Source organism: Sphingobacterium olei, from assembly GCF_005048855.1.
GTDB lineage: Bacteria > Bacteroidota > Bacteroidia > Sphingobacteriales > Sphingobacteriaceae > Sphingobacterium > Sphingobacterium olei.
The window spans coordinates 665,557-686,381 of record NZ_SUME01000002.1; the positions used below are offsets into that span (position 1 = coordinate 665,557).

Annotated in this window: 20 protein-coding genes; 12 read left to right on the forward strand and 8 right to left on the reverse strand. The window is 36.2% G+C overall.

Annotation, left to right across the window (positions count from 1 at the left end):
* Positions 1–164 precede the first annotated feature (164 nt).
* The 3 genes from nadA (at position 165) to FAZ15_RS06985 (ending at position 2,768) form a co-directional block, all read left to right on the forward strand.
* The gene (nadA, locus tag FAZ15_RS06975) at positions 165–1,163 is read left to right on the forward strand and encodes a quinolinate synthase NadA (protein WP_136900578.1); all 999 of its coding nucleotides are present in this window, start codon (positions 165–167) and stop codon (positions 1,161–1,163) included.
* An 89-nt stretch (positions 1,164–1,252) separates the two neighbouring features.
* Complete coding sequence (thiL, locus tag FAZ15_RS06980; RefSeq protein WP_136900579.1) at positions 1,253–2,293, forward strand: thiamine-phosphate kinase; 1,041 nt, start codon at positions 1,253–1,255, stop codon at positions 2,291–2,293.
* A gap of 91 nt (positions 2,294–2,384) precedes the next feature.
* Entirely contained in the window at positions 2,385–2,768 is a 384-nt protein-coding gene (locus FAZ15_RS06985; protein WP_136900580.1) for a hypothetical protein, read from the forward strand.
* A 37-nt stretch (positions 2,769–2,805) separates the two neighbouring features.
* Here the strand turns inward: FAZ15_RS06985 and FAZ15_RS06990 are convergent, their stop codons facing one another.
* A complete protein-coding gene (locus FAZ15_RS06990; protein ID WP_136900581.1) occupies positions 2,806–4,413 on the reverse strand; it encodes an acyl-CoA carboxylase subunit beta in 1,608 nt (535 codons plus the stop codon).
* 137 nt (positions 4,414–4,550) lie between these two features.
* On the opposite strand from FAZ15_RS06990, the gene FAZ15_RS06995 reads away from it, so the two are divergent.
* The 3 genes from FAZ15_RS06995 (at position 4,551) to FAZ15_RS07005 (ending at position 7,436) form a co-directional block, all read left to right on the forward strand.
* A complete protein-coding gene (locus FAZ15_RS06995) occupies positions 4,551–5,696 on the forward strand; it encodes an acyl-CoA dehydrogenase family protein (RefSeq protein ID WP_136900582.1) in 1,146 nt (381 codons plus the stop codon).
* 29 nt (positions 5,697–5,725) lie between these two features.
* Entirely contained in the window at positions 5,726–6,616 is an 891-nt protein-coding gene (locus FAZ15_RS07000) for a beta/alpha barrel domain-containing protein (protein ID WP_238387179.1), read from the forward strand.
* Between the two features lie 115 nt (positions 6,617–6,731).
* Complete coding sequence (locus tag FAZ15_RS07005; protein ID WP_136900583.1) at positions 6,732–7,436, forward strand: enoyl-CoA hydratase/isomerase family protein; 705 nt, start codon at positions 6,732–6,734, stop codon at positions 7,434–7,436.
* Here the strand turns inward: FAZ15_RS07005 and FAZ15_RS07010 are convergent.
* The gene (locus FAZ15_RS07010; protein ID WP_136900584.1) at positions 7,433–8,185 is read right to left on the reverse strand and encodes a segregation and condensation protein A; all 753 of its coding nucleotides are present in this window, start codon (positions 8,183–8,185) and stop codon (positions 7,433–7,435) included. The two genes, FAZ15_RS07005 and FAZ15_RS07010, sit on opposite strands and share 4 nt — an antisense overlap.
* 202 nt (positions 8,186–8,387) lie before the next feature.
* Here FAZ15_RS07010 and dxs point away from each other — a divergent pair, with 202 nt between their 5' ends.
* Both dxs and dnaA read left to right on the forward strand, forming a co-directional pair.
* The gene (gene dxs / locus FAZ15_RS07015) at positions 8,388–10,316 is read left to right on the forward strand and encodes a 1-deoxy-D-xylulose-5-phosphate synthase (protein ID WP_136900585.1); all 1,929 of its coding nucleotides are present in this window, start codon (positions 8,388–8,390) and stop codon (positions 10,314–10,316) included.
* Positions 10,317–10,677: 361 nt separating this feature from the next.
* Positions 10,678–12,105: a chromosomal replication initiator protein DnaA gene (gene dnaA, locus FAZ15_RS07020; protein WP_136900586.1), complete on the forward strand. Its 1,428-nt coding sequence runs from the start codon at positions 10,678–10,680 to the stop codon at positions 12,103–12,105.
* Between the two features lie 69 nt (positions 12,106–12,174).
* On the opposite strand, the gene FAZ15_RS07025 is transcribed toward dnaA, so the two are convergent.
* From FAZ15_RS07025 to FAZ15_RS07050, 6 genes are all read right to left on the reverse strand, one after another.
* The gene (locus tag FAZ15_RS07025; RefSeq protein WP_136900587.1) at positions 12,175–12,549 is read right to left on the reverse strand and encodes a hypothetical protein; all 375 of its coding nucleotides are present in this window, start codon (positions 12,547–12,549) and stop codon (positions 12,175–12,177) included.
* Positions 12,550–12,726: 177 nt separating this feature from the next.
* Positions 12,727–13,113 (reverse strand): hypothetical protein, encoded by a 387-nt coding sequence (locus FAZ15_RS07030; protein ID WP_136900588.1) that lies wholly within the window; start codon positions 13,111–13,113, stop codon positions 12,727–12,729.
* Positions 13,114–13,240: 127 nt separating this feature from the next.
* Positions 13,241–14,284, reverse strand: coding sequence for a tetraacyldisaccharide 4'-kinase (lpxK, locus tag FAZ15_RS07035; RefSeq protein WP_238387180.1), 1,044 nt, complete (start codon positions 14,282–14,284; stop codon positions 13,241–13,243).
* Complete coding sequence (locus FAZ15_RS07040; protein ID WP_136900589.1) at positions 14,281–14,745, reverse strand: gliding motility lipoprotein GldH; 465 nt, start codon at positions 14,743–14,745, stop codon at positions 14,281–14,283. Before FAZ15_RS07040 ends, lpxK begins: the two co-directional genes overlap by 4 nt.
* Positions 14,746–14,763: 18 nt before the next feature.
* The gene (locus FAZ15_RS07045) at positions 14,764–16,119 is read right to left on the reverse strand and encodes a PSP1 domain-containing protein (protein WP_202912339.1); all 1,356 of its coding nucleotides are present in this window, start codon (positions 16,117–16,119) and stop codon (positions 14,764–14,766) included.
* A gap of 9 nt (positions 16,120–16,128) precedes the next feature.
* A complete protein-coding gene (locus FAZ15_RS07050; RefSeq protein WP_136900591.1) occupies positions 16,129–17,274 on the reverse strand; it encodes a DNA polymerase III subunit in 1,146 nt (381 codons plus the stop codon).
* Positions 17,275–17,409: 135 nt separating this feature from the next.
* On the opposite strand from FAZ15_RS07050, the gene dnaN reads away from it, so the two are divergent.
* The 4 genes from dnaN to FAZ15_RS07070 all read left to right on the forward strand — a co-directional run bounded on the left by dnaN (position 17,410) and on the right by FAZ15_RS07070 (position 20,823).
* Positions 17,410–18,534, forward strand: coding sequence for a DNA polymerase III subunit beta (gene dnaN, locus FAZ15_RS07055; RefSeq protein WP_136900592.1), 1,125 nt, complete (start codon positions 17,410–17,412; stop codon positions 18,532–18,534).
* Positions 18,535–18,545: 11 nt separating this feature from the next.
* Positions 18,546–19,205, forward strand: coding sequence for a DedA family protein (locus FAZ15_RS07060; protein ID WP_136900593.1), 660 nt, complete (start codon positions 18,546–18,548; stop codon positions 19,203–19,205).
* A 110-nt stretch (positions 19,206–19,315) separates the two neighbouring features.
* Positions 19,316–19,894 (forward strand): CAP domain-containing protein, encoded by a 579-nt coding sequence (locus FAZ15_RS07065; protein WP_136900594.1) that lies wholly within the window; start codon positions 19,316–19,318, stop codon positions 19,892–19,894.
* Positions 19,895–19,947: 53 nt separating this feature from the next.
* A complete protein-coding gene (locus FAZ15_RS07070; protein ID WP_136900595.1) occupies positions 19,948–20,823 on the forward strand; it encodes a YicC/YloC family endoribonuclease in 876 nt (291 codons plus the stop codon).
* Positions 20,824–20,825 lie beyond the last annotated feature (2 nt).

Consider the following 20,825-nt stretch of genomic DNA (forward strand, 5'->3'; position numbering starts at 1 on the left):
AAATTCTCCCCATTTTCCACATGCTAATAAACAATAAGATTCTCTTTTATAAAAAGAATTATTATTTATTGAAAAAAGGGAATGTGGATTTCGTTTGAATTTCTTTGTTTACTTTTGTAAAGTTGGTTAGTCAAAGTAATTAACGACAATTTAGAGAAGAGATAATGAATACAACTTTTGAAAGAGATTTAGAAGCAAAAGGATTTATAGATGTGGATATAGACCCAACTATTGATCTGGTTTCTGAAATCAACAGACTTAAGAAAGAAAAGAATGCTGTTATTTTAGCTCATTATTACCAGGAATCCGAAATTCAGGATATAGCTGATTATATTGGAGATAGCTTAGGTCTTTCGCAACAGGCCGCTAAAACGGATGCTGATGTAATTGTGTTTGCCGGTGTACATTTCATGGCAGAAACGGCTAAAATTCTTTCTCCGACAAAAAAGGTTTTATTACCAGATTTGAAAGCAGGATGCTCTTTATCAGATAGTTGTCCTCCACACCTATTTGCTAAGTTTAAGGAACAATATCCTGACCACTTAGTCATCACCTATGTAAATTGTACGGCAGAACTAAAAGCTTTGTCAGACATTGTGTGTACTTCGAGTAATGCCGTGCAGATTGTAGAAAGTCTGCCTCCAGATCAAAAAATTATCTTTGGTCCAGATCGGAATTTGGGAGCTTATGTTAAAAAGAAAACCGGACGTGACCTCGTATTGTGGAATGGAGCTTGTATGGTGCATGAGATTTTTTCTCAAGACAAGATAGAGGCTTTACATGAGGCTTATCCAGATGCCAAATTTATTGCTCATCCTGAATGTGAGGATCATATTTTAGCAAAAGCGGATTATATTGGATCTACTTCCGGGATGTTAAAATTTACGATTGAAGATCCCAGTCAAACATACATTGTAGCAACGGAATCGGGTATTTTACATCAAATGCAAAAGGCTAGTCCAACTAAAACGTTCATTCCTGCTCCTCCTAATAACTTATGTGCCTGCAATGACTGTCCGCATATGAAATTAAATACGTTGGAAAAATTATATAACTGTCTGTATTACGAGCAACCTGAAATTAACTTAGCAGAAGATGTTATTCTTAGGGCTCAGAAACCTATAGAACGTATGCTGCAAATTTCGGCTCAATTGGGATTGTAGCTTTTTAGATGTCAAATATTGGTATTTAGATCTTTTTACTTTTAATCTTTGGCTTTTATTTTTTTAACTTAATACTTTTGAATTAGATAATGTTTGATAATAAAGATAGAACAGATATTAATGAGTTAGGCGAATTTGGTCTAATAAAATATTTGACAGAAGCTGTAGAAATTACGGAATCTTCAACTATAAAAGGAATAGGCGATGATGCTGCTGTGTTGGATTTTAGTAACAAGAAGACCTTAATTTCTACGGATTTATTGTTGGAAGGTATACATTTTGATTTGCGCTACGTTCCACTCAAACATTTGGGTTATAAAGCTGTTCAGGTTAATTTAAGTGATATTTATGCGATGAATGGGTTGGCTTCGCAGATTACTTTTTCCATAGGTCTTTCTTCCAAGTTCCCCTTAGAGGCTGTTGAAGAAATATATGAAGGTGCATTGATAGCCTGTAAAAAATACAATGTTGATTTGGTGGGCGGCGACACCTCGGCTTCGGCTCAAGGCCTTGTGATTTCGGTAACGAGCATCGGATATGCAGATGCGGATAAAATAGCTTACCGTTCCGGTGCAAAAGAAGGTGATTTACTATGCGTTTCAGGAGACTTAGGTGGGGCTTATGTAGGATTACAATTATTGGAACGTGAAAAGAATATCTTTCTGGAAAATCCTGAAATTCAGCCGGATTTAGAAGGTAAAGATTACATCATTGAAAGGCAATTAAAGCCGGAAGCCAGAAAAGATGTTGTGCAATTGTTTGCGGCATATAGCATACAGCCGAATGCGATGATTGACGTTTCGGACGGTTTAGCATCTGAAATATTGCATATCTGTAACGCGTCTAAAGTGGGATGCAAGCTCTATGAAGAAAAAATACCATTGGATCCAATGACGTACGAGACTGCTCGTGAATTTGGCTTAGATCCAACCGTTTGTGCATTGAGTGGCGGTGAAGATTATGAGTTGTTATTCACTGTTCCACAGGATCAATACGATAAAATTAAAAATCAGCTGGATATATCTATTATTGGTTATATCACTGAAGAGCATGCAGGATGCGAGATGATTTCGAAATCAGGTCATGTTCATCCGATTACGGCTCAGGGTTGGAACGCGTTTAAAAAGTAAAATTCGTAAAGTTTTACTTTCGTGAAGTTGTAAAGTCGAATAATAGTAAAGTATAAAATAGCAGTTGCTTTAAATTTAAAAACATAAAATTATGAAGAAACTTACACTTTTTTTTCTTGCTTTAGTTTTAGCATCTTGTAAATCCAAAGAAGGAAAAATTTTCGCATTCATTGAGGATTTTAATAATTCAGAAATTAGTAATCCCTTAGTAAAGCAATCTAAAGCATATTATATCAATAAGAAAGAAGCGAATATTGATTTTATCCTTAATGCGACAGATTCGACAATAACAAATGATATCCTAAAGACATCGTTTCCGAAAATTCTTGATCAGGTTGTTAATTCCCATCCAGATTTAAACAGCTTAGTAAAAGATGACGTAATTTTTAACCTGAGAATTTACAACCAATTTGGTACCAAGGTAGTTGAATCACCATTGGATAAAGATAATATTGCGAATTTAAATGTGTTTTAATATGGAATGCAAAGTCGCAAACTTTATAATCTAACAATTATGTCTGTATCACGCCTACATTATATCTTTCAATAGTTGGGTTGTGATTAGCAGCTTCAATACCCATAGATATAATTTTGCGGGTATCTTTAGGATCAATGACACCGTCTACCCACAATCGTGCCGCGGCATAATAGGGACTTAATTGTTCAGTGTATTTGGTTTCGATATCTTTTAATAATTTGTTTTTATCCTGTTCTGTAAGTTCTACTCCTTTAGATTTTAAAGTTGCTTCCTGTATCTGTAATAATGTTTTACCTGCAGAAGTGCCACTCATAACAGCCATTTGTGCAGTAGGCCAGGCATATATTAATCTTGGATCATATGCTTTCCCACACATAGCGTAATTACCTGCACCATAACTATTTCCAACTATAAATGTGAATTTTGGTACTACCGAATTGGCCATTGCATTTACCATTTTTGCACCATCTTTAATTATTCCATTGTGTTCCGAACGACTTCCAACCATAAAACCTGTTACATCTTGGAAGAATACCAATGGAATTTTCTGTTGATTACAGTTCATAATAAATCGAGCGGCTTTGTTTGCTGAATCCGAATAGATAACTCCTCCCATCTGCATTTCCGTTGCATTCCCCGGTTTCTTGGCCTTCACAATTTCCCGCTGATTCGCTACAATTCCGACGGCCCAACCATCTATACGCGCTAACGCACATATAATCGTTTTACCATAATCCTTTTTATATTCCTCTAGTGATTCTTTATCAACAATAGCCTCCAATATAGGTATCATATTATAAGGTTTGAGTCGATCTTCTGGTAATTGCTTATAAATGTATTGAAATGGAACGGCTGGCTCTTTAGGTTCAATACGTGAAAAACCAGCGTACGGATTATCACCAAATTTATCTACAATATGCCGAATGGCATCTAAACAGCTTTCATCATTTGGGTATTTATTATCTGTAACACCTGATATTTCGGAGTGCGTACTCGCTCCTCCTAAAGTTTCATTATCAATAATTTCCCCTATTGATGAGCGTACAAGATAGGAACCAGCTAGAAAAACAGATCCTGTCCCTTCCACTATCATCGCATAATCAGACATTATTGGCAGGTATGCTCCTCCAGCTACACAGGATCCCATTATTGCTGAAATTTGGGGGACTCCCATTGCTGAAATTTTAGCGTTGTTTCTGAATATGCGGCCAAAATGTTCTTTATCCGGGAAGATTTCATCTTGCAGGGGTAAATATACACCAGCGGAATCTACTAAATAAATAATAGGGAGATGATTTTCCATAGCTATTTCCTGAGCTCTGAGGTTCTTTTTACCTGAAATTGGAAACCAGGCCCCGGCTTTTACGGTAGCATCATTTGATACAATGACACATAATTTATTTTTTACATAACCGAGTACAACTACCACGCCCCCATTTGGACATCCCCCCTCTTCTTTGTACATTCCATCTCCGGCGAAAATTCCAATTTCGGTATATGGTTTATTGTCGTCTAGAAGGTAGATAATCCGTTCCCAGGCTGTTAATTTTCCTTTTTCTTTATGTTTTTGTATTTTATGTATACCGCCACCTAAATGAAGTTTTTCTGTTTTTTCCTTTAGTAATGTCAATAACTTGTCCATATAGATATATTAAAAAAATATTAATTTTAAATGGATTATAGAATATATATTTATAAATATCATAAAATATTATTTGTTTTTTATAATATTTGTAAATATATATTAAAACTCTATATAAACTTAAGCAATATTTCATTATGTACGAATTGAAGAATACAGAACAAATGGCTTTAGTACGAGAAAGTGCTCGTCAATTTGCACAAGCTCATATTAAACCCTATATCATGGAATGGGATGAAAGCCAATATTTTCCTGTAGAACTATTTAAAAAAATGGGTGAATACGGTTTTATGGGTGTTCTCATCCCCGAAAAATACAATGGTACAGGTTTAGGTTATCAAGAATATATCACTATTTTAGACGAAATATCTAAGGTATGCGGTTCGATAGGTTTGTCTGTTGCTGCACATAATTCTTTGTGTACCAATCATATCTTGTCATTTTCGAATGAGGAGCAAAAGGAAAAATATCTTCCTAAATTAGCTTCTGCAGAATGGATCGGTGCTTGGGGACTGACAGAAACCGGATCGGGATCAGATGCAGGAGGATTGACTACGACAGCTGTAGCAGATGGAGATTATTTTATTATAAATGGATCGAAGACTTTCATTACGCATGCGATTAGTGGTGACGTGGCTGTCGTTATGGTTCGTACGGGAGAAAAGGGTGATAAGCATGGTGTGACTGCTTTTATTATAGAAAAAGGAACACCTGGTTTTACGGCTGGAAAGAAAATCGATAAATTAGGAATGCGTGCTTCGGAAACAGCGAGTTTGTTTTTTGATAACTGCAGGGTGCATAAAAGTCAGGTAATTGGAGAGGTGGGTAATGGATTTGTGCAAGCCCTAAAATTACTCGATGGAGGAAGGATTTCTATCGCTGCGTTATCATTAGGAATAGCACGTGGTGCTTATGAATGCGCATTGAGGTATGCAAATGAACGTGAACAGTTTAATCAGAAAATATTTGATTTTCAGGATGTGGGTTTTACTTTAGCAGATATGGCTACAAAAGTAGAAGCTTCGGAACTATTGACCCGTCAGGCGGGATATTTGAAAGATACTGGTAAAAATGTTACAAAGGAGAGTGCAATGGCGAAATTATTTGCTTCTGAAACTGCTGTTGAAGTTTCGAATCAAAGCGTACAAATTCACGGAGGATACGGTTTTACAAAGGATTTCCCAGCGGAGAAATTTTTTCGTGATGCGAAGTTGTGTACGATTGGTGAAGGTACAAGCGCCATCCAGAAAATGGTTATTTCAAGGGAGATAAAACCTTCATGATTAGCGCATAATGGGGATGAAAGTTCCTGATGGTCATTAAAAAAGTATATTTTCAGAAAAAAGGGATGGTAAATAAATCAAATATTCAGCTGGTAGATTGTCCTCGAGATGCAATCCAAGGTATAGCTCATTTTATACCGACAGAAAAGAAAGCAAAATATATTAATAAATTGATTGGAAGTAAACTTTTCGATTATATTGATTGTGGGAGTTTTGTTTCATCTAAAGCGGTACCTCAAATGAGGGACACTATTTCGCTTATTGATCTAATTCAAAAGGATGATCATATCAAATTAATTGCCATTATAGCAAATGAAAAAGGTGCTGAAATTGGTAGTCAATTTGAAAAAATTGACTATTTGGGATACCCATTTTCTATTTCTGAGACGTTTCAACAACGAAATACAAAGTCATCTATATCCGAAGCCTACGGTAAGGTGAGAGCGTGTAAAGATATTTTGGATCGCACTCCTGCTCAGCAACTATTGATTTATATTTCTATGGCTTTTGGTAATCCATATGGAGATAGTTGGCATCCGGATATCGTGTTGAATTGGATTGGAAAACTTAACGAACTGGGTATACGCCGATTTTCAATAGCTGATACCACATCTGAAGCAACTCCTTTAATGATAAAAGAACTTTTAGGAACTTTATTTGTTAATTTTCCCGAATTGGAATTTAGTATTCATTTGCACAGTACGGCTGAATCAGCACTTTTAAAAGTTAATACGGCTTATGAAGTGGGATGTAAAACATTTGAAGGTGCAATACTAGGATATGGAGGATGTCCCTTTGCACAGGATGATTTAGTAGGTAATGTACCTTCGGAACTGCTTTTGGATAGGTTTGGAAGAGGAAAACCAACGCAAATAACAGCATTATTAACAGGTTTTGAAGAGTTGATAGGCAGGTGTTAGGTGTTAGGTTAAAAAGAAAGGATAAAATTACAAGATTTAGTGGATTACACGAAATAGAATATTCGTTGTAGCAGATAAAAAAGTATATCTTTAGATTAAGCGGGGGTATCGAATAATGGAGTATAATTTTATAAAAATAGAAAAGGAGGATTTCAGATTTATTTTGACATTGGCTCGCCCAGAAAAGAGAAATGCGTTTACACCTACAATGGTCAACGAAATAGCACATGCATTTGAATTGGCCAATGCTGATGATGCTATCAAAGTCGTAATAATTAAAGCGGAAGGTCCGGTTTTTTGTGCAGGAATGGATCTTCATACGTTTGAAAATGCTGCGCTTGATACTCCTAATCTGTCCATTCCTAATCAGGACATTTCCTTAGGACGGGTATTTGATAGTCTTCTAAAACCTTCAATAGCGATCGTAGAGGGAAATGTTATTGCGGGTGGTTTTCTCATTATTCTAGGTTGCAGCTACGTCTATTGTAAAAAGGAGACGCTGTTTAAACTTCCTGAGTTAGCCTTGGGGCTTTTTCCATTTCAGGTGATGGCAAGTTTGCTTAAAGTAATGCCCGGAAAAAAGGTATTACAGCTATGTCTACAAACCGAGTATTTTGATGCGGAAAAAGCCATAGTCCTTGGTATTGTCGATGGGTTTATAGATGATAATACCATTGAATCGCTTACCGCCTCCTTTGAAAACCGTAATACTAAAGCGTTGATGGCCGGTATTCAGGCTTTGAGACAGATACCCAGCAAGACGAAGGACGAACAATTTGCATATCTCAAAAACTGCTTAGATAGTTTGAAGAAACATTAATTTAATTCAATTGCTCTTTTCTCCACTGAAAAATTATTATATCCAATTCCCACTTCAATTTCCAATAGTTTTTGCTGAAGCATTTCGAGAATAGCAAGGAAGTTAAAGACAAAATGTACTTTGTTTTCCGAGTTCTTTAGAATGTTTTGGAAGTCGAGTTTTTTATTGAGTTCTATTAACTGGGAAATAGCTTTCTTCTGCTGTTCTATGGTATAGGGAAATTTGACAACGGTATGGGTCACAGGAAGTATGCGGTGTGTAAAATGATACATCATTTTTTCATAAACCATCATCAACTTATATAAATCAAAGGAAGAAAGTTCCTCTTCTGTGATCTGGCGTTTCGTATTCTTTAAATCATAGACGATATTGCCTCGAAGATGTAGCTTTGATCTGCGATCCTCAGCCTCTTTGAGGTGCTCAGATACGTCTTTGAACTGCTTGTAGAGAATCAATTTTTGAACGAGTTGTTCTTTCAGGTCGATCTCGTTTTCATTTTCATCAAGATCCGGTCTTGGAAGGAGCATTTTGGCTTTAATGCGCATTAACGTAGAAGCTACAAAAATAAATTCACTAGCCAATTCAATATTCAACGATTGCATCTTTTGGATATAATCCAAAAAGTCATCTGTGATCCTGGAAATAGGAATATCATGTATATTCAATTCATCACGTTCAATAAAGAACAATAATAAATCAAAAGGTCCTTCGAACTGTTCTAACTTGATTTCGTAACTAATAGCTTCCATAAACGCTGCAAAACTTGTTTTTTTACAAACTTAGATAAATTTATACACAATTAATTACCTACTCCATAGCGGAAATATTATTTTTAGCTGTAAACGGATTATATAGTGAAATAGGTATAGCTAAACTTTTATTTACTTTTATTGTTCTACTATTTATAGAATAAATTGTTACTTTGTATCTTATTTTGAAATTTTTCAAGTTATGCAAGTAGATGCAGGAGCACTCTTACAGAATATAATCTATCCGTCTGATTTACGACAACTTAAGGAATCTGATTTAGAGGAAGTATGTAAAGAGTTGAGGCAATATATAATTGACATCGTATCTGTTAACGGTGGACATTTCGCTGCTAGTTTAGGAGTGGTTGAATTAACGGTTGCGTTACACTATGTTTTAAATACACCTTATGATCAAATTATATTTGATGTGGGTCATCAGGCTTACGGACATAAAATATTAACAGGTCGGCGTGAAACTTTTCATACCAATAGAGTATTAGGTGGACTTTCCGGATTCCCTAAACGTAGTGAAAGCGAATATGATTCCTTTGGTGTTGGACATTCATCGACATCGATTTCGGCTGCTTTGGGAATGGCCGTAGCTTCGGAATATAAAGGAGAGATAGATAGACAGCATGTTGCCATTATAGGCGATGGTGCTTTGACAGGCGGTATGGCATTTGAAGCACTAAATCATGCAGGAATAGAAAAATCAAATTTATTGGTTATCCTGAATGATAATTGCATGTCGATCGATCCGAATGTAGGCGCATTAAAGGAATATTTAACCAGCATCACCACGTCAAAAAGCTACAATAAATTTCGTGACGATCTGATTTCAGTATTAGCTAAAATTTCAAAAAACGGTCCTGACGCATACGGATGGGCTAAAAAATTGGAACAAAGTATAAAAGGAACATTATTAAAAAACGCAAATTTATTCGAATCGCTCAACTTTAGATATTTTGGTCCCGTAGATGGACATGATGTTAATAAGTTGGTGAAAACTATAGAAGATCTTAAACATATTCCCGGGCCAAAATTATTGCATGCGGTTACAGTAAAAGGAAAAGGTTATGCACTGGCTGAAAAAGATCAAACGAAATGGCATGCTCCTGGTTTGTTCGATAAAATTACTGGAGAAATAAAAAAATCGTCGTCAGATAAGCCCCAGCCACCAAAATATCAAGATGTTTTCGGATACACATTAGTGGAATTGGCGGAGGTGAATCCTAAAATTATGGGTGTGACACCAGCTATGCCCTCCGGTTCATCTATGAATATTATGATGAAAGAAATGCCTACCCGTGCTTTTGATGTGGGTATAGCGGAACAACATGCAGTTACATTTAGTGCCGGTATAGCCGCACAAGGGTTAGTCCCTTTTTGTAATATCTATTCCTCTTTTATGCAACGCGCATACGATCAGGTAATACACGATGTCGCATTACAGAAGCTCAATGTTGTATTTTGTTTGGATCGTGCAGGTTTGGTTGGTGCCGACGGTCCTACGCACCACGGTGCATATGATATCGCCTATATGCGTTGCGTTCCGAATCTGATTGTGTCTTCGCCAATGAATGAAGAAGAGTTGCGTAATTTGATGTATACATCACAATTAGAAGATAAAGGACCTTTTGTAATCCGTTATCCAAGAGGTAACGGTGTAATGGTAGATTGGAAAAGACCTTTTAAAGAAATTAAGATTGGTAAGGGACGTAAACTTGTAGACGGAGAGGAAGTCGCTATTCTAACTTTCGGCCATATAGGTAATGAAGCCACAAAAGCGTTATCGGTTCTAAATACGGAAGGAATTCATCCTGCTCACTATGATCTGCGGTTTGCAAAACCTTTGGACGAAGAGTTGTTGCATGAAGTATTTCAGAAATTCGGTAAGGTAATAATCGTAGAGGACGGTTGTTTACCAGGTGGAATTGGATCTGCTGTGATAGAATTTATGACAGATCATAATTATCAGGCACAAGTAAGGCGTCTGGGAATTCCAGACAGTATTGTAGAGCATGGTGAACAGTCCGAACTTTGGGGTATCTGTCATTACGATGCAAAATCTATTATCGAGGAATGTCGAAAAATGGCGAAAGCAATGCCCACGGATGCTATGGTAAGTTAGTTGTTGCCTATCAATAAAAAGTTAATTGAGCCACAAGTATTTGTGGCTTATTTTTTGTGGTATAATCTATTAAAATTTTATAGTTATAGTTTTCCACAATTTTTATCGTTAACTTCGATCCATACACAAAATTTGCTTGAAATTTTACTTATTTTTTTGCTGTGGAAAAGTATAAGTTGACGGGTATTAATTCGCTAAAAATAGTAAAGAAAACACTTTAACTATCTAATTTATAAACACTTGTGTTTTTTTTAACTTTTTAATTTTTTAGCTGAAAAAATTTTGTCATCTTCGTTGTAAGGAAAAGTTATAAACACTTTTTATATCATTAATTGGTTATCAAGTTATTAACAATTTAGGAATGGAAAAAACGTATACAAGTGTTTGGAATAGCTGTCTTCAGGTTATAAAAGACAATATCCCGGCACAAAGTTTCAAGACATGGTTCGAGCCCGTAAAAGCTGTTCGTTTGGAAGGAAACGTTTTGACTATTCAAGTGCCAAGTTTATTTTTCTACGAATGGTTGGAAGAACACTATGTAGGCATTCTTCGTAAGACCGTTAAAAAGTTTCTAGGAGAGCAGGGGCGCTTAGAATATAATATCGTAATAGAGAAATCCTCGACTAATGTACCTTATACGACCAATCTTCCTTCAACAGGAAACGGCGCGGAAGCAAAGAAGCAGTCAATTCCAGTCCCGGTAGCGCTTAATAAGAATATTAAAAATCCTTTTGTTATTCCCGGGTTAAAAAAATTACAAGTAGACCCACAGTTAAATCAAAATTATACGTTCGATAATTTTATTGAGGGTGAATGTAATCGTCTAGCTCGTTCTGCCGGATATGCTGTTGCTAATAAACCAGGAGGTACTTCTTTTAATCCGCTGATGATTTATGGAGATGTAGGATTGGGAAAAACGCACTTAGCTCAAGCCATTGGAAATGAGATTAAGAAAAATCTTTCGGATAAGCTTGTCATCTATGTTTCTTGTGAAAAATTCTGTCAACAGTTTGTAGATTCATTGAAAAATAACACGATCAATGATTTTGTAAACTTCTATCAAGCGATGGATGTGATTATAATGGATGATGTTCATAATTTTGCTGGAAAGGAAAAAACACAGGATATATTTTTTCATATTTTCAACCATTTACATCAGTCGGGAAAGCAAATTATTCTGACTTCAGATAAGGCACCAAAAGATTTGTCAGGTTTAGAAGAAAGGTTATTAAGTCGTTTTAAATGGGGTTTGTCGGCAGATATCCAAATACCGGATTTAGAAACGAGAATGGCTATCTTGAAGAAGAAAATGTATTCCGATGGTATTGAATTGCCGGATAGTGTCGTAGAATATGTTGCTACCCAAATCGATAATAGTGTTCGCGAGTTAGAGGGCGCTATGGTGTCTTTGTTGGCTCAGTCTACATTGAATAAGAAAGAAATAGATTTGAACTTAGCAAAGTCGATGTTAAAGAATTTTGTTAAGAATACAAACAAGGAGATTTCTATGGAATATATTCAGAAATTAGTTTGTGAATATTTTGAAGTTCCTGTGGAAATGGTCAAATCAAAAGTTCGTAAACGGGAGATTGTACAAGCTCGTCAGATTTCCATGTATCTGGCTAAAAATCATACAAAGTCTTCATTGAAATCAATCGGTAACTTTTTTGGAGGTAGAGATCATTCCACTGTTATTTATGCCTGTCAAACAGTAGAAGATTTAATTGAAACAGATAAAAAGTTTAAAACTTACGTGCAGGATATCCAGAAGAAATTGAAAGCATCATAAGTTAAGTAGTTCACAAAAAAGGGATTCATTTTTATGAATCCCTTTTTTGTGAACTAAAGTTTTATTTAATTATTGTACTGGGTCAGTAGAAGACTTTTTTTCCGCTTTTTTAGCATTACGCTCTTCAATATATTTGCCAAATTCGGGTTTTTGTTCATCAGTCAACAACTCTATTATTTTTGCATCTGCTGTTGAAGTTAATGTCGAAATTTGTTCTGTAACGACATCTTCTGATAATGTAGTATCTGCTTTTAGTGCATATTTTGCTGTAGTTTGCTCTAGAACAATATTATATACCGATGCTTGTTGCTCTTCAGTAAGTGCCAATTTCTCGGTGAGCTTGGTCACTGTCTCTGTTGCTTTTTCCTCTGGTGTACCTTGTTGAGCGAATGTTAATGTAATAGCAAATAAAAAGCTCAGTCCTGTTAAAATTAATTTTTTCATAGCATAAATTTTTAAAGTGTTTAAATATTATTTAATTGTTGTTGATATAATAACAACCAAAAGAACCTATTTGTTGTATTTGTGTATCTGTTTTGTTACATTTTAACATCATTTAACAAATTAAAGGGAGAATAATTTAATTATTCTCCCTTTAATATATTGGTATTCAGAATATTATTATTCGTTTCTCGGTTGTCTGCGTTGTGTTCTTTCTTTTTGTGCTTCTTCGTATTTTTTGATTTGGTCTTCAGTCAAGAACGATTTGATCTTAGTGTCATACTTTTCCCGAGAAGATCTCAGTTGTTCCATGCGTTTTTCCCTGTCTCCTTCACCTTGTTGGAATAAGGCTTGTTGCTCTTTAGTCTGTTCGAGTGAATATTTATAAATGGAATCGCGTTGGCTTTGATTTAAACTTAACGCGGTACCGAGCCGCTCTACTTCCGCTTTGGCTCGTTCTTCAGGTGTTCGGTTTTGACCTGCTCCTTGACGGTTTCCTCTTTCTTGGGCTACAGTTGCCGAAGCAGACAAAAATATAACCACTAATACTAACATTAAATTTTTCATATGTTTTTGTTTTAATTGCATTATTTCAAATTTACTCACAAGGCAAGTTTGCTTCGCAGTATAAAAATCATGATTTTATTCTATATAAATGCATTAAAATAAGATCTTTAGTAAAGATTAACCTTTGTTAATGTTCGTTAACACTTTGCACGTGAAAAAGGTAGTTTAATACCTTCTCATCGAACATTTCCTTATCCGCTATAAAGTCTAACTGAATGGGAATATAATAGATAGGAAGAGTCGTTAGGATCTCTTCATGAAGACGATGTATATCTTTCTCGGTCGTAATGATTATTTTATTCCCTTCTAGGTTTTGGAAAGCGGAGTTGATTTTAATATAATCCGTTTCACTATAATTATGATGATCGGCGAAGGTTAATTGCTTAATAGAAGCTACTTTGGAAAGGAGATATTCTTTTAAGGGCTGGGGATTAGCTATTCCTGTGAGCAAAAGAATATGATAAACCGAGAGATCGAATGCTACGGGCATATGATTAGAATCCTTAAGTTGATCATATTTAATGGTAGAATAAAATATTGGCGCTTTGGAGTGCTTTCTGATTCGGTGTTCTATTTGCTGTTGCTGGCTCAATGAAAGTCGAAGAGGGCATTTCGTTATTACTATTAAGTTTGCCCTGGACGAAGCTGAAAAGTTATCTCTAAAATTTCCCGTTGGAAGAGTAATGATTGTGGAGAACAGAGAGTTAAAATCAAAAAGCAGGATAGCAAATCCTGGTTTTAATCTGCGATGCTGATAGGCATCGTCCAAAAGAATAACTTGATGGCTATTTCTTAAGATTTCAACCCCTGCACATCTATCTTCACAAACCGTTACGGTGAGTTTCGCAAATTTGTTTTTGAATTGTAGCGGCTCATCTCCTACTTCTAAGGCTGTAGAAGTTTTTTCAACGTAGCGGAAGCCGGAAGTTTTACGACCATATCCGCGGCTTAATGTTGCAAGTGTATAATGTGAAGTTAGCAAACGGATAAGGTATTCCGTCATAGGAGTCTTGCCCGTCCCTCCTATTGCTAAGTTTCCAATTACGATGGTGGGTATATCAAAAGATTTGCTTTTTAGTATGGCCTTGTCGTAAAGTTTATTTCTAATCCATACTATGAGAAGATAGATTAGGCTAATAGGTGACAATATCCATCTTAGGACCGGGATCATTTTTTCACAAGCTTAATACCTACGTTGATAATATCTTTTAGCGGGTTTTCACGCATATTTTGTTCTACAGCAAATTCATATTTCCCTGTATCTGGAAAAGTAAAATTTTCTTTTGCTAAGTATTGTTTTTCGTAAACGCCTCCAGCCGAATTACTTAACCATCTTCCGTCTAATTGAGCCAGTGTAACTTCCTTTCTATAAGCGGTATCTTTTAACCCCTTTCCTTTTTCGTGAAGCAAGACAAAGATATTGGAGAAATCGTAGTCAGCGCCATGTCTTAAACTAATAAATAGATCATATCTGGCCGTAGTGTCATCAATATTTACTTTAAATTTTTGAATATTGTCGTAAGACCAGGACTGATTAGGTATTGTTGCGTTACTTTCATAATAAGCCCCATCTACACAAGAAGAAAGCAAAGAAATTACGGACGCTACGATTAAAAGGTGCTTGTACATCATACCAAAATTTGGCGAGATTTACTCGCCAGTTTTATTTGATTTATCGTTGTTTCTATTTCTATTTCGATTATTGAATCGTCTTTTTGGTCTAGACTGATTTTCTGTACTACTCCCCTCGCTTTTCTTTTCGGCTTGGTTTTTTTGAACTTGATTTTTTAGGGGAAGTTGTTTCTTTTCGCCAGACGTATTTTCCTTTATTTCAGCAATTGTGTTAACCTGATTTTTTGGTTTACTTTTCTTCTTTTTCTTTTTTCTATTTTTTTCATCAAGACGAGTAAGACTGTCCTGTCCAACCACATTCTCGTAATCTAAGACAAGAGGTTTTTTAACCTCTTGTTTTTCGGGTGTGTACTCTAAAGCTTCTGGTTTTATACCACCTTTATTCATTTCAGCAAATTCTCTTACTTTATCAATCGATAAAGGAATCCAGTTCTCGACTCCTGGATAAGAAAACCACATCGTTTTTTTGAAAATATCCGTTTTCTGCAGATAAGCCATTCCAGCCAAAGTCTCCAGACGGTCTACATCATTAGGAATGTCTTTAAGAGCATCCATGTAGCTGTCCAGTTCATAATTTAAGCAACATTTCAACTTACCGCATTGTCCTGCTAATTTGAGTGTATTTAAGGACAGGTTTTGATAACGCGCTGCTGAGGTAGATACTGTTTTGAAATCAGTAAGCCAGGTAGAACAACATAATTCTCTTCCACAAGATCCGATTCCTCCCAGTCTACTTGCTTCTTGGCGCATACCAATTTGGCGCATTTCGATACGGATACGAAAAGATTCGGCCATTCTTTTTATCAGCTCGCGAAAGTCAACACGACCTTCTGCTGTATAATAAAACGTTGCCTTTGTTTTGTCTCCTTGATAATCTACATCCGAAATTTTCATGGAAAGACCTAAGTCTAAAGCAAGTTTACGTGCTTTGTGCATGGTTTCCCACTCTAGTTCTTTTGCCGCATTAAACTTAGCGACATCGGTTTCATTGGCTTTCCGATATAACTTTTTGGCGACCGAATCCGGGGTAATGTTATTTTTTTTGAGCTGTAATCTTACCAATTCACCCGTCAAAGAAACGTGCCCAATATCGTAGCCTCCGGTAGAAGGCTCTACCGCGACCATTTCACCCATTTCTAAGTAGATATTGTCTGTATTGACAAAAAAATCTTTACGAGATCCTTTAAAACGAACCTCTACGATATCAAATGGTTTATAATTTGAAGGCAAATCCATGTCGGAAAGCCAGTCGTATACATCTAATTTATTACATCCGCTGGTCATACACGAGCCATTATCCTGGCATCCTGCTGGTACAGTGCCTAATTTGCTACTGCTTCCACAACCTCCGGACGAGCAACTGCCGCATCCCATATTTTTATTTTATATATATTGAGCCCCTTTCGGGAACGTTTGATATTTGAACAATAAAACTAATTGCAAAGACAAATCTAAAAATAATATTTTTGGATTTGCATTTCTTTCAATTGCATAATGCGCCTTTTCAAGCAACGCTATAGCTTCTTCTAGTTGTTCAAATTGATAAATTCCACTAAATTTTTCGACAAAAGTCAATTCTTCTTGCTGCAAAAACACTAAATCACGTAAACCTTGCTGCATCAATATAATTTGTCGCATCATATTAATGGCATAAAGTAAGAAACTTTTTTGGTTTTCTCGTCCTAGTTTTGCAAGATTTTCATCAGACAACGGAATAATTTCCGAGCCGTTGTCTGAATAGATATTGCGAAGCCAATAAACAAACAGATCGAACGTTTTATTTTCGCTTTCTTGTTGAATGAGATTTAAAGCCTCTTGAATATTTCCATCCGCGATAAAAGCGATCTCATTGGCACTTTTAGGATCAAGATTTTTGTTTTCGATAAGAAAGGTCTTGATTTTATCGTGTTGTAACTTATTTATTTTGACCAGCTGTGTACGCGAAATAATGGTGTTAATTATTTTATCCTGATTTTCAGCTACAAGTAAGAAGAGTGTTTTTTCAGGAGGTTCTTCAATTAATTTCAATAAAGCATTCCCCTGTGTGTCTAAATATTCCGGCAACCACATGATCAATACTTTGTATTCCGCCTCAAAGGATTTAAGACTTAGCTTTTTAATGATACTGTGCGCTTCTGCAATATTGATATTTGCTTGCTTATTTTCCGCATCCAGTTGGTCTCTCCAAAAAGACAGTCCCATATAAGGATTTGCGATAAAAGATTTACGCCAGTTTTCCACATAAGTGGTTGCTGTTTCATCTTTACCTTTTGCAAAGAAGGGATAAGAAAAATGCAAATCCGGATGAATAAGTTTATCGTACTTCCGGCAAGAAGGGCAATGCCCGCAACTGTCCTCATCACCTTTATCCTCGCAATTTAAATACTGTGCATAGGCTACAGCCAAGGCGAGACTTCCAGAACCTTCCGGCCCTAAAAACAATTGCGCATGACTCACCCGGTTTTCTTTCACCGTGTGGAGTAAATGTGCTTTAATGCTTTCGTGTCCTACAATCTCTTTAAACTGCATATGTATTCGCTACAGCTACAAATGTACTAATTTAATAATTGAGTTGGTTGAAACGATACAACAACCTTTCGTCGGTATTGTAAAGATTTGATAATTTTTCTGTATTATTGCATATAAAAAATTAGCAAATCAGAAATGAGATTTATTGTATCTACTTCAGTTTTATTAAAGCAATTGCAAGCCATTAGCGGAGCTTCTAGTAGCAGTACTGTGCTTCCAATATTGGAAAACTTTTTGTTTGAAATCAAAGATAACACGCTTACTATTTCGGCTACGGATTTACAAACCAGTATGGTAACTTCTCTGCCAATTGAAGCTAAAGAGGAAGGCCGTGTGGCTATGCCGTCTAAAATCTTGATAGATACGTTAAAAACTCTTCCAGATCAACCCGTAGCTTTTTCGGTAGACACGAATACATTGGCTATCGAAATAAGTGCCGGAGATGGAAAATATAAATTAAGTGGTGAGAATGCTGACGATTTTCCAAAAATTCCTGTTGTAGAAAATGTGACGACTGTAAAGATTATCGCCCCAATATTGGCGGAAGCAATAAACAAAACGATTTTTGCAGTAAGTAATGATGAATTGCGCCCTGCTATGTCGGGGGTACTTGTGCAATTGGGAGATCAAAATATAACTTTCGTGGCTACGGATGCACATCGTTTGGTCAGGTACCGCCGTACAGATATTGGTACTGAAAAACCAACGTCTATTATCCTTCCCAAAAAAGCACTAGCCTTATTGAAGTCTTCACTTCCTTCGGATGATGTGACCGTATCTATTGAATATAACAATACAAATGCATTCTTTCAATTTGGAAGTATTCATCTAATCTGTCGATTAGTAGATGAGCGCTACCCGGATTACGAAGCCGTGATTCCTCAGGTAAATCCCAATAAGCTGACAGTTGATAGGTCGTTATTTTTGAATACCCTTCGACGTGTGGTCATTTTCGCCAATAAAACAACGCATCAGGTAAGGTTGAAAATCAATGGTAGTGAGTTACATATTTCGGCAGAGGATTTGGACTTCTCAAATGAAGCGCATGAAAGATTAAGCTGTCAGTTTGAAGGCGAGGATCTGGAGATTGGCTTCAATGCCAAATTCTTGGTGGAGATGTTAAACAATTTAAATTGTGAAGAAGTCGTATTGGAAATGAGTACGCCAAATAGAGCGGGATTATTGGTGCCGGCTATAAAGCAGGATAATGAAGATATCCTGATGTTGGTCATGCCTGTTATGTTAAATAATATCGGTTAATTCGTTCGATCTTGGAATTCATTCATTCGCTAATAGATTTTATACTCCACATTGATGACCATCTTGTGGAGATTGTCAATGATTATCGGTATTGGACATATCTGATTTTGTTCTTAATAATTTTCGTTGAAACGGGTGTTGTCGTGATGCCTTTTTTACCGGGCGATTCCTTATTGTTTGCAGCAGGCATGTTGGCAGCCCAGCCTAATGAACTTAACGTATGGATTATGATAATCCTATTATTAGTTGCCGCGATTACCGGAGATTCTCTTAACTACGCTATCGGCAAGAACTTTGGGATGCGGATTACGAAGTTCAAGCTTTTCGGTAAGCAGATGGTATCCGATGAACAGATTGCCAAAACACATTCTTTCTATGAGAAGTACGGTAGTAAAACGATTGTAATTGCCCGCTTTGTTCCGATTGTAAGAACCCTCGCTCCTTTTGTTGGAGGTATAGGAAAAATGAACTATGGAACATTTATCACCTATAATGTAATAGGAGCTGTTCTTTGGGTTATCGGAATTACATTAGCAGGATACTTTTTAGGAAATATCCCGATTATACGAGATAACTTCTCAAAAGTGGTATTGATAATTATTTTTCTTTCTATAGTTCCGATTCTATTCGAAGTCGTTAAAGAAAAATTTTCCAGAAAAAAGGAAGCTTAATAAGCTTCCTTTTTTCTGGAAATCGTTTCCGATGATCACAAAAATACCATCAATTTCGTGCTGTTTTAAACGTTGTAAACGAGAGCTAGTCTGTAATTAAAAATATACGCATGCGAATTCTTATTTTATTAATCTCTTTTTTCTTTTTTACAACGGGTAATGCTCAAAAAAAGAATATCATTGTTGACAAGGTTCAAGCTAGAGAGGCCTATGAGTTATTAAATGATATTCGAATGAATCCAAAAAAATATGCCAGGGTATTGGGAATATCTGATATTTCGAAAGTCACAAGCACAAAATTAGTATGGAATGATGTTCTAGCCCAAGTAGCTGAATTTAGGGCTTACGATATGGCCAATCATAATTATTTTGATCACGTTTCGCCCAAAGGGCTCGGGCCGAACTATTATATCGCGAAAGGTGGATATTCCCTGAATAGTGATTGGCTGAAGAAAAGTGCCGCGAATAACTTTGAATCCATTGCTGCCAACCACCCTACGGCTTCAGAGGGAATAAAAGCGTTTATTATTGGAAAAAATTCTCCTGGATTTATGCACCGAAAGCATGTTTTGGGAATGGACGAATGGAACGGATCACTTGTCGATATCGGTATTGGTTTTGTGCGCGTACCTGTTGGTTCACGCTATACAAGTTATTTATGCGTCTTGATCGCTAAACATGATTGGTAGCCGGCGAATTTTTCGGGTGTTTTCGGAGACATGAATATTTCATACCTTTGCGTATGATAAAATCAATGACAGGATATGGTGTTGGCTCGAAAGAAAACGAGCAGGTAAAATATACCGTAGAAATCAAATCTCTAAATTCTAAATTTTTGGAGTTAGGTATCCGCCTTCCAAAAGCGGTTTCAGATAAAGAACTGACTTTGCGGGGTGAGTGTAGTAAACTTATTGAACGAGGTAAAGTCAATGTGATGATTTCTTCAGAATATACTGATCAAACAGCAAAAGCCTCGACTATTAATGGCGACCTGCTAAAAAAATATTACACACAACTTCAAGAAATTGCTTTCCAAGTAGGAGATAAACAAGCTTCTTTGTTTGATTTGGCCTTGAACATGCCGGAGGTAGTGACGAATAACGAGGATGAGGTGGATGAAGAAGAGGGAAAAATTTTAATGGCCGCTTTTCACCAGGCTATTGAAAAATTTAATACCTTTCGTTTAGATGAGGGTAAAGTGCTGAAGTCGGATTTAGAAAGTCGGGTGAAAATGATTTTATCTTTTTTATTGGAGGTGGAATCGATAGAAGGAGATCGTATTCCCTTGATCCGTGAACGAATTAGTCAGTATATGGACGATACCGTAGGAAAAGAACATATTGATAAAAACCGTTTCGAACAGGAATTGATTTTTTATATTGATAAATTGGATATTACCGAAGAGAAAGTTCGTTTGAAAAGTCACTGTAATTACTTTTTGGAAGCTTTGACGGCAACGGATTCGAACGGAAAAAAACTAGGATTTATTTCTCAGGAAATGGGTAGGGAAATCAATACATTGGGATCGAAAGCTAATCATGCAGGTATTCAACAAATTGTTGTACGGATGAAAGAGGAATTGGAGAAGGTCAAAGAACAATTACTAAATGTTTTATAGTA